Here is a 13,160-nt window from a genome sequence, read left to right as displayed (position 1 = left end):
AATTATCGATTTAAAGGTATTAATAAATAATTTTGATAAATAATTATCATATAAATTGGGTAAATGGTGTTTTTTTTTCAATATTTGTATAAGTAAAATTATTCTATAAAAAACACTTTTATATGTCCATAAAAATAGCCATTTCCCACAAAACAACGTATAAATTTGACCGAAGTGTTCAATTATTTCCACACATCTTTAGACTACGTCCAGCGGTACATTCGAGAACTCAAATAGAGGGCTATACTTTCAAGATAAGTCCAGAAGAGCATTTTATCAATTGGCAACAAGACCCTTTTGGAAATTATCAAGCTAGAGTTGTTTTTCCTAATAAAATCAAGGAATTAAAAGTGGAAGTTGAAGTTATTGCCAAACTACAAGTCATTAACCCATTTGACTATTTTGTAGAAGAATATGCTGAAAAATTCCCATTCAAATACGATAGTACACTAAAAGACGAATTAATTCCTTATTTGAAACTAAGCGAAGAAAGTCCTGTTTTTTTGAAGTTTATTGAAAAGATAAAACTAAATGATTCTATACAAATAAATGATTTTTTAGTTTACATCAATCAAGCTGTTTACAAAGAGCTGACCTATAATCTAAGGATGGAAGTTGGGGTGCAAACTCCAGAAGAAACCTTAAGAATAAAAAGCGGATCTTGTAGGGATTTTGCTTGGCTGTTGATTCATATTTTGCGTCATTTTGGTCTTGCTGCGCGTTTTGTTTCTGGTTATATCGTACAATTAGCCCCAGATATTAAATCACTTGATGGCCCGTCAGGACCTGAAAAAGATTTTACCGATTTACACGCTTGGGCAGAAGTTTATATTCCTGGTGCGGGCTGGATTGGACTTGACCCTACTTCGGGACTATTTGCCAGCGAAGGTCATATTCCGTTGTGTTGTACACCACATTACGAAAGTGCAGCTCCAGTAACGGGTGCAACAGAAAAATGTGAAGTAAGTTTTGAATTTGAAAATATAGTCACCCGAATTCACGAAGACCCAAGAGTAACCAAACCCTATTCCGACAGGCAATGGGAAGAAATTATGGAAGTGGGAAATGTGGTCGAAAAAGATTTAATTGAAGGCGACGTTCGTCTAACAATGGGTGGCGAACCCACCTTTATTTCTATTGATGATTTTGAAGGCGATGAATGGAATACTGCTGCCGATGGCCCATTGAAAAGAAAATTAGCTTACGATTTAGCCCTTCGATTGAAACAACGCTTTGCTCACGGAGGGTTGCTGCATTTTGGACAAGGAAAATGGTATCCCGGCGAATTATTTCCGCGTTGGCAATATGGATTGTACTGGAGAAAAGACGGATTGCCTTTATGGAAAAATGATGATTTAGTAGCCAAAGAAGGTGAAACCAAATACAATTTTCACGATGCCGAAAAATTTGCCCTAGAGTTGACCAAATTTCTTGGAATTGACACTAAAAACCTATTACCAACCTACGAAGACCCTATTTATTGGGCATTGGAAGAAGGAAAACTTCCTGTGAATTTAGATCCCTTGAAAGTAAATTTAAAAGATTCTATCGAACGCCACAATTTAGCCAAAGTCCTAGAAAAAGGCTTGAACAATCCATCGGGATTCGTTTTACCAATTCGAAAAGATTACGCTCAAGACAATTGGGAAAGTTGCGCTTGGGAATTCAGAAGAGGCAATTGTTTCTTAATTCCTGGAAACTCCCCTATTGGTTTGCGTTTGCCATTGGATTCTCTTCCAAAGACTTCCAAAAACAAAAGAGAAACCGTTGTAGATAGAAGTTTATTCGAAGATTTACCCGCTTTAGGAGATCCTACCGAAAAAATAAACAATCGCTACGGAACCATTTCAAAGATTTTTGAAGTGGTCAAAAAAGTATTGTCAAAAAAAGAAGAGAAAAAGAAAGCCGAAGAATCCTTATTGTTTGAAGTAGATACTTTCATCACAGCCTTATGTATAGAAGAACGTGATGGCATGTTATATATCTTTCTACCGCCAACAGATTATTTGGAAGACTATATCGACTTAATCACTTCGATAGAAATTACAGCCGAAAAACTACAAATGCCTGTTAGAATTGAAGGCTACCAACCCAAAACAGATTATCGAGTAGAGAAAATGATGGTAACGCCAGATCCAGGTGTAATTGAAGTAAACGTACATCCAGCAAAATCATGGCAAGAAATTGTAGATAATACCACCGCTTTATATGAAGAAGCTTTCTTATCTCGTTTGGGAACCGATAAATTTATGGTAGATGGTCGTCATACTGGGACAGGCGGTGGCAATCACGTAACTTTAGGTGCTTCAAAACCTGAAGATAGTCCTCTGTTAAGAAGACCCGATTTATTGCGCAGTTTGATTACCTATTGGCAACATCATCCGGTTTTGAGTTACCTTTTTGCAGGGCCTTTTATTGGTCCAACAAGTCAAGCTCCCCGTATTGACGAAGGTCGTGATGAGCGTTTATACGAAATGGAAATTGCTTTTGAACAAATCCCAAAAGACAAAGAAGTTCCGTTTTGGATGGTGGATCGAATTTTTAGAAACCTCTTGACCGATATTACAGGAAATACTCATCGCACCGAGTTTTGTATCGATAAATTATACTCTCCAGATTCCTCAACAGGACGATTGGGAATATTAGAATTACGTGCTTTTGATATGCCACCACACAAACATATGAACTTGGTTCAAAACTTATTGGTTCGTGCCTTGGTGGCCAAATTCTGGAAAAACCCCTACGAGAAGAAACTAATTCGCTGGGGAACTGAATTGCACGATAAGTTTTTATTGCCTCATTTCGCCTATCTGGATATGATTGATGTGGTTAATGATTTGAAAGATGCAGGCTATAATTTTGACATATCATGGTTTGATCCATTCTTCGAATTCAGATATCCGCATCACGGTAATGTGACTATCGATAATATTCAATTAGAAATTCGATTGGGAATAGAACCTTGGCACGTTTTGGGCGAAGAACTCTCTAGCTCTGGAACTTCTAGATTTGTTGATTCCTCTTTAGAACGTTTGCAAGTAAAGGTTTCTGGAATTGTTCCTGACCGTCATATTTTATTGTGCAAAGGCTGTCGAATTCCTTTAAGAAGTACTGGAACTAAAGGTGAATATGTTGCTGGAATCCGATATAAATCTTGGAATCCACCTTCGGCTTTGCATCCCAATATTGGCATTGATGTACCTCTTGTTTTTGACTTAGTTGATACTTGGAATAATAAAGTAATTGGTGGTTGTACCTATTTTGTAACGCATCCCGGCGGAAGAAGTTTTGATACTTTCCCTATAAATAGTTTTGAAGCAGAATCCAGAAAAATAAGTCGTTTCTGGGATTTTGGCCACACGCCTTCTTCAGCACTTGAAGAAGCTGAAAATGAGAAAGAAAGAGAAACTATCGTAAATAGTAATGCCACTTCTCGATTTTTAGTAGAATCAAAATCAGAACTAAGACCTGATACACCGATAGAACTAATAAATCCTGAATATCCTTATACTTTAGATTTAAGACATTATTGGAAAGCCAAAGAATAATATTTAATTAAGCCAATTGTATTGTGGTTTGTTTTAAAACTATTATTTTGCAAACCAAAATACATGTAAATCATTCAATATTAACAAATGATTCAAGATATTTCATTGGGATTACTCAACACATATAAAGAAAGCATCAACTCATACGACGAAGTGATTGACCAGAATGGTCAAGTAAAGCCTTATTGGAAAGGGCTTTTTGATACTTTAGAATCCATCGGCATCGAGGAACTTAATTTGCGCAATGAAGAAATCATAAAAAAATTAAAGGAAAACGGAGTTACCTACAATATTTATGATTCCAACAAAAATTCGAATCGAGCATGGAAACTAGATCCTATTCCGTTTTTAATTCACGAATCGGAATGGAAAACGATTGAAAAAGGGTTAAAACAAAGAGCGCGATTGCTAGATTTGATTTTGAAAGACCTTTATGGCCCTCAAACATTAATTAAAAACGCCATTATACCTGCCGAATTAGTGTTTGATAATTCAGGTTTTCTTTTGCCTTGTTTTGACATTAGACAAAAACACAACAAACAATTATTGAATTATGCTGTTGATTTGGCTCGTGGTCCCGACGGAAAAATGTGGCTTCTAGACAACCGAACCCAAGCGCCTTCGGGTGCAGGTTATGCTCTCGAAAACCGAATTGTAATGAGTAAGGTAATTCCTGAACTCAACAAAAAAACGTATAGAAAAAGACTTTCACCCTACTTCAGTCAAATGCAGCAAACCGTTGACACACTAGGGAATAATTCTAATGAAAATCCAAATGTAGTTTTCTTGACTCCAGGTCCCGGAAACGAAACCTATTTTGAACACGTTTACCTTTCCTCCTATTTAGGATATACCCTAGTTCAAGGAAATGACTTATTGGTTCGGGATGGTTTTGTTTGGCTTAAATCTATTGACCAACTCGAACGGGTTGATGTAATTATCAAACGATTGGACGACACTTGGTGTGACCCATTAGAATTACGCAAAGACTCTTTACTAGGAATTCCTGGTTTGCTACAAGTGATTCGCTTAGGCAATGTATCGGTGGTGAATCCTCCTGGAACTAGTATTTTAGAGAATTATGGTTTAATGGCTTTTATGCAAAATGCATGTAAATTTCTTCTCAAAGAACCTTTATTGATGAATTCAGTGGCTACTTGGTGGTGTGGTCAAGCCAAAGAATTGAATTTTGTTCTAACCAATTTGCCCAAATTAATCATTAAGAAAACCAATAGGAAACAAGGTTTTAGATCCATTTATTGTCGTTTGTTAACCAAAGAACAGCTCGAAGATTTAAAAAAACTTATTCTCAAAAACCCAAAAGATTTTGTTGCCCAAGAGGAAGTAAGTTTATCAACAACGCCATCCTTTATCAACGGAACTATCGAACCTCGATTTGCCGCTCTTCGTGCATTTTTAATTGCCGATGAAACAGATTATATTGTTATGCAAGGTGGTTTAACCAGAAGTTCAGCCGTGAAAGGAAAGTTTGAAATTTCAAACCAATTGGGAGGGATTTCAAAAGATACTTGGATTATTTCGGATTCGCCAACAGAATATCACGAAAAGTCTGTAGAACGAAAAAACACCAACAACCAACTCAACAACTCTTTGACCAGCCGAAATGCTGAAAATTTATTTTGGTTAGGACGTTTGTGCGAAAGAACAATGGCATTGCGTAGTTTCCTGAAAATCATCTTGAATAGTCTCAACGAAAATGTAACTAAAAGTGATAATAAACAACCCGATTTTTTAGTCGTTTTACTTAAATCTTTGACCCATCTTACACAAACTTATCCTGGTTTTGTGGGGAAAGAGCCTAAACTAGGAGAAGTCTTTGACAACGAAGCCATTTTTGAAAACCCTATAGAAGAATTACTTCTTTTGATCAATGATTCGACCAAACCCGGTTCGGTAGTTTATAATCTTCAGTCTATGCTCAACACCATTAATCAAGTTAGCGAAAAATGGAATCACGACACAAGACGAATTATCAACTTGGTGGAAGACAGTCTTTTTGCCCTAAAAAACACCAACACTAATAACATAACATTTGTAAACCACGGTTTAGACAAATTACATATTCGCCTGTTTTCATTTTATGGCAATATCTATGAAACTTTGCCTCGTGACAATGGTTTTTACTTGTTAGAAACTGGTAAAAATGTGGAACGCATTTTATCCTTGCTTTCGGTTTTTCGATCTACATTAAATTTCAAGAAAAAAGAGGAAGAAGAGGCCCTTTTGATGGAAGCTATTCTAGAAAATCACCATTTATTGGCCAAATATCGAAATATTTACAAATCGCATTTGAGTTTGAAAGCCGTAGTCAATATGGTGTTTTTGGAAAAAAACTTGCCTTATACCCTTTCTTATTTATTGGATACTCTTTGTTATTATTTGTCAAAATTGCCTAAAGCCAATGACCCTAATCGATTGAGTATTGCCGAAAAATCAGCTTTGGAAGCATGTACTATAGTCAAACTAATTGATGCAGATGAATTAATACAAGTAGATGAATTCACTCAATTTCGACCGAAATTAGATAAAACAATATCGCAAGTTTTTGATCTGATTTGTCAAGTTTCTACCAATTTATCCAGTTTGTATTTTAATCATTCTGTGATGCAACATTCCGCTTTAGACACCCTTGAAAATAGAGATACAGATGAAATATAAACTAAAACATAAGACTCTTTATACTTATGCAAACGCAGTTCACAATTATCAAAGTATTTTGTGTTTGCAACCTCGTAATTCAGCCAAACAAATTTGCACAAATTTCCAATTAGAAATTGAACCAAAACCTTCTAAAATATATTCACGAACCGATTATTTTGGCAATATTCAGCATTATTTTTCGCTTCACGAATCGCATAAATCCTTAAAAGTTACAGTTTCTAGCGAAATTGAAGTGTTGAAAAATGAAGTTCAACCCTTGAGCACCATCACTTGTGAAGAAGCTAGGGTGAAATTCACCACCGATCGTCCACTGAAAATTGAAGTTTTACAATATCAATTACCTAGTCAATTCATCAGTTGGGACGAAGAAATTGTAGCTTTTGCAGAAACTTGTTTACGACCCAATGTTCCCCTTTTTGAAGCAGTTTTAGATTTAATCAAAAAAATATATACCGAATTCCAATTCAAATCGGGTGCAACAAATATCAATACACCACTAAAAACAGTACTTAAAGAACGTAAAGGTGTTTGTCAAGATTTCTCCCATTTGGCAATTGCGAGTTTGCGAAGTGTTGGAATTCCAGCAAAATATGTAAGCGGTTATATTGAAACCCTGCCACCAAAAGGAAAAGTAAAATTAGAAGGATCTGATGCTTCTCATGCTTGGATATCTGTTTACATTCCAGAAATGGGCTGGTGCGAATTTGACCCCACCAACAACATGATTCCGCAACAGCGCCATATTGTAACGGCATACGGAAGAGATTTTGCCGATGTTTCGCCTCTAAAAGGAATTATTTTTAGTTCTGGCGAACAAAAAATAAAAGTTGAAGTAGATGTTATACCTTTGTAATAAATCAAAACAATTGCATCATCAAAAAGCATCCACTTTTAACGTCGCATAAAGCATCAATACTAGATCTAAATACAGCAAAATCCTTATTTGCTGAAATTACAGAATCTGGAATTCCTTATGACTATCAACAAGCTAATTGTCATAATATTTCGCATTATATTAGTTCGCTATTAGAATCGAAAGGGTATCAATGTGCCAAAATTTGGGCTTTTGCGCCAGCAGTTTATTCTACTTCCAATAGTAAATTGATTTCTTTTATCGATGAAAAAAATATTTCTCCAACAGGAACCATCGATTGGCGTTATCACGTAGCCCCTGTAATAGAAGTCCAAATTGGAAACAAAGTGCGAAAAATGGTTATTGATTTGGGGCTATTTCCCAATGAATTTGTTCGGTACAGAACTTGGCTTGCCAAACTTAAAACCAAAAAACTCATCTATTTAATTATGGATTCAGAATGGTATTTATACAATTCATCAATGATTACTAATGCTCAATTAGAGTTTGATTCTAATGAAGAAATAAATGCAAATCAACCCAATATTAAACTTCCAGAATGGTTTGCAGACAAACTTATCACTGATTTTTTTAAATATGAAGAAGAATCTCTAGAACAACATTGGGTAGAAAAAGGATTGGCTGTAAACGAAACTGCCATAGAATTTTATGATACCGAAATCAAACCCATTTTATATTCTGAACAGCATCAAGATTTAGTTAAAGATTATAAAATGTTGGTGGGAGATGTTTTCAATTTCGAAACCATTTTTAGAGATAACAATTGGAATTATGAAATGAATAATGACTTTCAAATCAAACATCAGGAAATTATTTCAAAATACCGCACGATTTATTCCTTGAATCTTGATAAATGGAAAAAAGCATTGGCATCTTTAAACGAAATTATACTTCAAAAAAACATCAAATAATTGGAATTATTGTTGTGATAACACAATTAATACAATTGCAATCAAAGCCAAAAATAATCCCGCATAATTCATTTTGGACAGTTTTTCTTTAAAAATGAAGATACCTGTTAGGCTCCCAATGAGAATTACTCCCATATTCATTCCCGCAAAAACTGTCGAAGGATTTTCGGCAAAAGATTGATGTGCTTTTAGATAAAACAGAATATTGCCAAAGTTGAAAATACCGACCAAACTTCCAAAAAGAAGGTTTTTATAATCGAATTTTACTTTTTTGAACCCCATTTCATAACCAACCACCACCAGCATTATCGGCAAAGCCAAGCCAAAAACGATAAACAAAGAAGTTGTGTATCGCAAATCTGTGAACAAGGCAATTTGTTTAAAAAGTATATCAATAATTCCAAATCCAATTAAAACAATGGCAGGATAAACCCATTTGTTTGATGTCTTTTCTGAAGGTTTGTTCAAAATGAAAAGAAGTGCAGGAAAAGCAATCCCGAAAGCTGCTATTTTTAAAATGCTGAATTTTTCGTCGAAAAGTAACCAAGCCGCCAAAATAGGAATGAACAACGAAAGTCGTTGAGCCGCATCGGTTTTTACGATTCCCACATTTTTAATCGAAGCCGCTAAAAAAAGAAAAATAGTAGGCATTAAAACGCCAAGAGAAAAATAGATCTTCCAAGGAATCTCTTCTCCAATTTCAGCAAAATCTGGACGAAAAAAAAAGTAGCAAAGGGAAAGCGCTATTAAATAGTTTGCGGCAATAATCTGAGGAATATTAATGGAATAGTTGCGAGCTATTTTAAAAATAACACCCACACTCACGCTGCAAATAATACTTAAAATCAGGAATACCATAATTTATTTTTTCTTAAGAAGTGTTCTTCAACTCTAATGTTTATTCAAACTTTCCATCCACATAAAACCAATTACCGTTTTCTTGTTTGAAAGTAGAAAACTCATAATGTACTTGGGCAGTTTTATTTTTATCCAGAAAATAGGCTTTGAATTCCACCGTAGTTTCTGTAAAGGAAATGATTTCTAGTTTTTGCCATTCATTGGCTGTAGCCCAATTCAAAATATCGGCTTTAGAATAGTATTTTCGTTGGGAAATGTGAGTAGTATCAAACAAATAATCCGCTTGATGCGTGGCATAAGCGGAATATCTTGATTTCATCAAGGCTAAAGCAGTAGGGGTTTTTTGGCTTCCATTGATGTATTTTTGGCAACAATCTTCAAACGAAATTGTTGAACCACAAAAGCAATGAACTGAATTATTCACCTTCTTCTTCTGGATTGATTTTTTTAAACAATTGATTCAAAAGTACTTGATATTTACTGATTTCGATTAAATCTTCGTCTTCGTCTGTATGATCCAAAAAATCGTCTAATTTATCGCTTACTTCCAATAATTTATTGTTGGCTGATTTATTGTCTTTGGCTGCAATGAAATCTATAATTTCTTGAACGCCGTTTTTTAATTCTTCGAATTGACTTTTTTCCATAATTAATTATTTTCTGAAGATTTATCTTCGTTGAATTTTTTCACGATTTGTTTCAGTTTTTCTTTGCGCAACTCTTTGGCAGCCTTAACTTTCTGCTGTTCTTTGTGCAGTTTATCGTTGTGTATTTTGATATTCCTTTCGTTATTTCTTCCCATTATAGTTCTCTTTTTATTTCTTCCAATGTTTTATTGGTAAAAATTAATTGATTGATTATTGTTGCACGTAATTCATCCAAATCGTCGTATTCATAATATTTTGCCCAAGAAGTTAACGCAAATAAATTCCGAATTTGTTTGATTTTTTTAGTCGTTTCAAAACTCGTTCGCAGAATCGCCTTTTTATCATAATTCGGATTATTTTTATGCTGATAATTAACCGTTTTTTTGATGAAATTAGCTTCTAAATAATAGATTTTTTCTTCGGCATTATCGGGATAAAATTCGCTCCAAGCAGCAAAACCTAATTTTGTTTTTGATGCAGTTTCTGGTTCCATTGGCTCCAATCGCCATTTGCTGTTAGCCAATCTTCCCCAATGGTTCGACAATCGATACATTCCTTCTTCGGTATAAAAATACTTACTTCCCGACTTGCTATCGTATTGAATTGGCATTCCTTGAACTTTTTCAGGCAGTAGTTCTTGAAATACACAAAAGGTGTTTTTAAAAGAATTAGGACTCGGACGAAATACTTTGTTCATCCTGCAAAGATAATCAGAATGCGCAGAATTAAGCAAGACAAACAATAATTGATTAACTTTGCGACCAAGAATTCACTTAATACAAAACGATTATGACCAAATCTTCACAAGAAAAAATGCTTCAAAAAGGAGTTTTCACAGGAATCATTGAACAAGACGAAAACAATAACTTTTTTTGTGGCGACTATTTATTGGATTACAAAATGGTAATGGCCAATTTTAAACTTGGCGATAGGGTTACTATCAAATCAGTGATTGAAAACCCAAGTGATATCAACTACAATACATATCCTAAAAAGTCAAAAAACTTTGACAAAGCGAATAACAAACCGCAACAATAATCAGTTTTAATTGATTTTTTTTCAGTCGAAAATTGAAAACTTAAAAAAAAGTGTACCTTTGCAAAAAATTGTCGATTTTGGATCTAAATTAGACTGATTCCATAGTAAAAGACAAGTAGTTATCTTATTTATGAAAAAAATAGTTGAATACCGCAAGCTGCTAAATGTTGATAAAACAGTAGAATTAAAAGAATTAAAAACCATTTATCGCAATGCGATGAAAGAATCGCATCCTGATAAATTTCAAGGAGACGAAGCCGGTTTGAAAGCTGCTGAAGAAAACAGTACCAAAATTATTGAAGCCTACCACTTTTTAGTAAGCATCAACCCTGAAACTATCAAAGCTAACTTGCCAGAATATACAGAAACAATTTCTACAGCAACTATAACTGATTACAAGTTTGTTGAAGGAAGATTAATTATCAATTTCTCTAACGGTAGTGTTTATGAGTACATTAGTGTACCTAAAGCTACTTACGTAAAAATGGTAAATGCTGATTCTCCAGGAAGATTTGCAAAAAGACATATATTAAATTCTTTTACTTGGAGAAAAACTATCAACCAAGACTAAACAGTTTACTAGAATATATTTAGAAACACTCCTTTTAGGGGTGTTTTTTTTGTTGTTCATCGAAAAAACAAAGTAAGAATTGTTTAGTGGTTTTATTTTGAGTAAGTTAGCAACCCTAAATACTATTTCAAATTACTCATTATGAAAGACCCTTGTAATCTATATATTTCACAACGCAACAAAGCAAAAGAGGCACTTGATATTCTGGAAAAACAAAGAGATGAAATCAATTTTAAACTTAAATCAAATGATTTCTGTGCTAATTTACATAAGGAATTAAGAACCTTGAACATGGATATTCGAATTACTTTGAATGAAATTGAACATGCTGAATACAATATTCAAGAATGTATCTCAAAAAACATTCCAATTTCAAATTAGGAAACTCTACTTAATATTTCAATAATTTGATTTTTTGACTAAAACTAGTCATAAAATCATTTGTGCCTGAATGAGAAATACTATTTATTAGTTATAACAAAAATTTAAGGCTTAAAATTATTGATATTTTATAAAATTAAATACTTTTGCACACTTAAATCATTTAACTTAATCATAATGAAAAAAATAATTTTATTACTATCTGCTACTGTGCTTTTAATTTCTTGTAGCAAAACCAAGTACACTATTTCAGGAACTGCAAAAGGAATTGAAAATGGTAAAACCGTAATTATGGAAACACAAGATGCTTCAGGAATGGGTCTTATTGCCGTAGATACAGTAAAAGTAGAAAATGGAAAATTTGAAATCACAGGAAAAGCTACAGAACCTTCATTTCATATGATAAACGTAGAAGGAGTTCAAGGGAAATTTCCTTTTATCTTAGAAAATGGAGATATTAGTATTGAAATTAATAAAGATAGTATCAATAAATCTAAAGTTTCTGGAACATACAATAATGATGAGTTTGTAAGTTTTAACGAAGAACTTATAAAAATTCAAAAAGAGATAATGGCTTTCCAAAAGAAAAACACTCCATTAATGTCTCAAGCACAACAAAGTAATGACACTGCTACTATCAATAAATTAATGGCAGAGTATAACAAACTTCAAGAAGTTGTAACTACTGAATCTAAAAAGAAATACAATAGCTATACAGAATCTCATCCTAAATCATTCATCAGTGTATTGATTGTTCAAGGAATGACAAACGATCCATCAGTTGATATAAAAGCTGTTGAAAAATTATATAATGGTCTTGATGAATCATTAAAAACAACAAAACCAGGTAAAGCTATCTCACAAAAAATTAAAGCCGCAAAAACACCTTCTGTTGGTGCTGGAGCAATGCCTCCAGTTCAAGCAGCTCCGGGTACAGCTAAATGAAGTTCTGATTTTTCAGCTCCAAATCCTGAGGGAAAAATAGTTAGTCTAAAAGAAAGTTTAGGAAAGATAACTATTGTTGATTTTTGGGCTTCTTGGTGCGGACCTTGTAGAGCTGAAAACCCTAATATGGTTGCCCTTTACAAAGATTTTCATTCCAAAGGTTTAAATATTATTGGGGTATCTCTAGATAAAGATGCAGCTAAATGGAAAGAAGCTATTGCAAAAGATAAATTGGTTTGGACTCAGGTATCACATCTAAAATATTGGGACGAACCTATAGCCGCACAATATCAAGTTCAAGTTATTCCTGCTCCTTTTATACTAGATGCCTCGGGTAAATTAATTGCAAAAGATTTAAAAGGCGAAGCACTTAGAGCAAAAATAGCCGAGCTTTTATCTAAATAACATTTAAGTTTTATAGAATATAAAAAATCTCCCTAGTGGAGATTTTTTTATTTTATTCAATACCAACACATTAAAAACTTATCTAAAATTAAGTTGAAATATAATTTGGAAACCTGAAAACAGTTATTATATTTGCAACCGCTTACCGCTAATAAAGTGGTTCTGGGGAGATACTCAAGCGGCCAACGAGGGCAGACTGTAAATCTGCTGTGTGAACTTCGCAGGTTCGAATCCTGCTCTCCCCACAAGAATAAATGACACATTTTTAAGAAGCTTGCTTCATTAAAAATGTGTTTTTAT

General features: G+C 33.9%; 13 protein-coding genes, 1 tRNA gene and 1 pseudogene. 10 read left to right on the top strand and 5 right to left on the bottom strand.

Annotated features, from left to right (window positions below; translation table 11 throughout):
- Window positions 1-122 precede the first annotated feature (122 nt).
- The 4 genes from C3L50_RS13820 (at window position 123) to C3L50_RS13805 (ending at window position 8,015) form a co-directional block, all read left to right on the top strand.
- Window positions 123-3,548, top strand: coding sequence for a transglutaminase family protein (locus C3L50_RS13820; protein ID WP_103806772.1), 3,426 nt, complete (start codon window positions 123-125; stop codon window positions 3,546-3,548).
- Between the two features lie 87 nt (window positions 3,549-3,635).
- A complete protein-coding gene (locus C3L50_RS13815) occupies window positions 3,636-6,227 on the top strand; it encodes a circularly permuted type 2 ATP-grasp protein (protein ID WP_103806771.1) in 2,592 nt (863 codons plus the stop codon).
- Window positions 6,217-7,083: a transglutaminase family protein gene (locus tag C3L50_RS13810; protein WP_103806770.1), complete on the top strand. Its 867-nt coding sequence runs from the start codon at window positions 6,217-6,219 to the stop codon at window positions 7,081-7,083. Before C3L50_RS13815 ends, C3L50_RS13810 begins: the two co-directional genes overlap by 11 nt.
- Window positions 7,083-8,015: a protein-glutamine glutaminase family protein gene (locus tag C3L50_RS13805; protein ID WP_207764339.1), complete on the top strand. Its 933-nt coding sequence runs from the start codon at window positions 7,083-7,085 to the stop codon at window positions 8,013-8,015. Before C3L50_RS13810 ends, C3L50_RS13805 begins: the two co-directional genes overlap by 1 nt.
- A gap of 6 nt (window positions 8,016-8,021) precedes the next feature.
- On the opposite strand, the gene C3L50_RS13800 is transcribed toward C3L50_RS13805, so the two are convergent.
- Genes C3L50_RS13800 through C3L50_RS13785 form a run of 5 tightly spaced genes read right to left on the bottom strand, consistent with a single transcriptional unit; the run spans window position 8,022 to window position 10,217 of the window.
- Window positions 8,022-8,873: an EamA family transporter gene (locus C3L50_RS13800; protein ID WP_103806768.1), complete on the bottom strand. Its 852-nt coding sequence runs from the start codon at window positions 8,871-8,873 to the stop codon at window positions 8,022-8,024.
- 40 nt (window positions 8,874-8,913) lie between these two features.
- The gene (locus C3L50_RS13795; protein WP_103806767.1) at window positions 8,914-9,297 is read right to left on the bottom strand and encodes a YchJ family protein; all 384 of its coding nucleotides are present in this window, start codon (window positions 9,295-9,297) and stop codon (window positions 8,914-8,916) included.
- Complete coding sequence (locus C3L50_RS13790) at window positions 9,290-9,520, bottom strand: hypothetical protein (protein WP_103806766.1); 231 nt, start codon at window positions 9,518-9,520, stop codon at window positions 9,290-9,292. The genes C3L50_RS13795 and C3L50_RS13790 overlap by 8 nt, the downstream gene beginning before the upstream one ends.
- A gap of 2 nt (window positions 9,521-9,522) precedes the next feature.
- Entirely contained in the window at window positions 9,523-9,675 is a 153-nt protein-coding gene (locus C3L50_RS16365) for a hypothetical protein (protein WP_165784019.1), read from the bottom strand.
- Window positions 9,675-10,217, bottom strand: a complete 543-nt coding sequence (locus C3L50_RS13785; RefSeq protein WP_103806765.1) for a hypothetical protein — start codon at window positions 10,215-10,217, stop codon at window positions 9,675-9,677. The genes C3L50_RS16365 and C3L50_RS13785 overlap by 1 nt, the downstream gene beginning before the upstream one ends.
- A gap of 92 nt (window positions 10,218-10,309) precedes the next feature.
- Here C3L50_RS13785 and C3L50_RS13780 point away from each other — a divergent pair, with 92 nt between their 5' ends.
- The 6 genes and pseudogenes from C3L50_RS13780 to C3L50_RS13755 all read left to right on the top strand — a co-directional run bounded on the left by C3L50_RS13780 (window position 10,310) and on the right by C3L50_RS13755 (window position 13,105).
- Window positions 10,310-10,558, top strand: a complete 249-nt coding sequence (locus C3L50_RS13780; RefSeq protein WP_103806764.1) for a hypothetical protein — start codon at window positions 10,310-10,312, stop codon at window positions 10,556-10,558.
- Between the two features lie 130 nt (window positions 10,559-10,688).
- Window positions 10,689-11,129 (top strand): KTSC domain-containing protein, encoded by a 441-nt coding sequence (locus C3L50_RS13775; protein ID WP_103806763.1) that lies wholly within the window; start codon window positions 10,689-10,691, stop codon window positions 11,127-11,129.
- Window positions 11,130-11,270: 141 nt separating this feature from the next.
- Window positions 11,271-11,510: a hypothetical protein gene (locus tag C3L50_RS13770; RefSeq protein ID WP_103806762.1), complete on the top strand. Its 240-nt coding sequence runs from the start codon at window positions 11,271-11,273 to the stop codon at window positions 11,508-11,510.
- 177 nt (window positions 11,511-11,687) lie between these two features.
- Complete coding sequence (locus C3L50_RS13765) at window positions 11,688-12,455, top strand: DUF4369 domain-containing protein (protein WP_103806761.1); 768 nt, start codon at window positions 11,688-11,690, stop codon at window positions 12,453-12,455.
- An 18-nt stretch (window positions 12,456-12,473) separates the two neighbouring features.
- A pseudogene (locus C3L50_RS13760) lies at window positions 12,474-12,860 on the top strand (TlpA family protein disulfide reductase); the annotation flags it as partial.
- A gap of 164 nt (window positions 12,861-13,024) precedes the next feature.
- Window positions 13,025-13,105: transfer RNA gene (locus tag C3L50_RS13755), tRNA-Tyr, on the top strand.
- The last annotated feature ends 55 nt before the right edge of the window (window positions 13,106-13,160 follow it).

Origin of the sequence: Flavobacterium alvei (assembly GCF_002920895.1) — a bacterium.
Taxonomy (GTDB): Bacteria; Bacteroidota; Bacteroidia; order Flavobacteriales; family Flavobacteriaceae; genus Flavobacterium; species Flavobacterium alvei.
Note: the sequence above shows the minus strand (reverse complement) of the source record. Positions and strands in the feature narration are given on the sequence as shown.

What these genes read in the sequence shown, in the direction of transcription:
- C3L50_RS13820 (WP_103806772.1), top strand. Translation starts at nt 123, where the DNA reads ATGTCCATAAAAATAGCCATTTCCCACAAAACAACGTATAAATTTGAC.
- C3L50_RS13815 (WP_103806771.1), top strand. Translation starts at nt 3,636, where the DNA reads ATGATTCAAGATATTTCATTGGGATTACTCAACACATATAAAGAAAGC.
- C3L50_RS13810 (WP_103806770.1), top strand. Translation starts at nt 6,217, where the DNA reads ATGAAATATAAACTAAAACATAAGACTCTTTATACTTATGCAAACGCA.
- C3L50_RS13800 (WP_103806768.1), bottom strand. Translation starts at nt 8,873, where the DNA reads ATGGTATTCCTGATTTTAAGTATTATTTGCAGCGTGAGTGTGGGTGTT.
- C3L50_RS13790 (WP_103806766.1), bottom strand. Translation starts at nt 9,520, where the DNA reads ATGGAAAAAAGTCAATTCGAAGAATTAAAAAACGGCGTTCAAGAAATT.
- C3L50_RS16365 (WP_165784019.1), bottom strand. Translation starts at nt 9,675, where the DNA reads ATGGGAAGAAATAACGAAAGGAATATCAAAATACACAACGATAAACTG.
- C3L50_RS13785 (WP_103806765.1), bottom strand. Translation starts at nt 10,217, where the DNA reads ATGAACAAAGTATTTCGTCCGAGTCCTAATTCTTTTAAAAACACCTTT.
- C3L50_RS13780 (WP_103806764.1), top strand. Translation starts at nt 10,310, where the DNA reads ATGACCAAATCTTCACAAGAAAAAATGCTTCAAAAAGGAGTTTTCACA.
- C3L50_RS13775 (WP_103806763.1), top strand. Translation starts at nt 10,689, where the DNA reads ATGAAAAAAATAGTTGAATACCGCAAGCTGCTAAATGTTGATAAAACA.
- C3L50_RS13770 (WP_103806762.1), top strand. Translation starts at nt 11,271, where the DNA reads ATGAAAGACCCTTGTAATCTATATATTTCACAACGCAACAAAGCAAAA.
- C3L50_RS13765 (WP_103806761.1), top strand. Translation starts at nt 11,688, where the DNA reads ATGAAAAAAATAATTTTATTACTATCTGCTACTGTGCTTTTAATTTCT.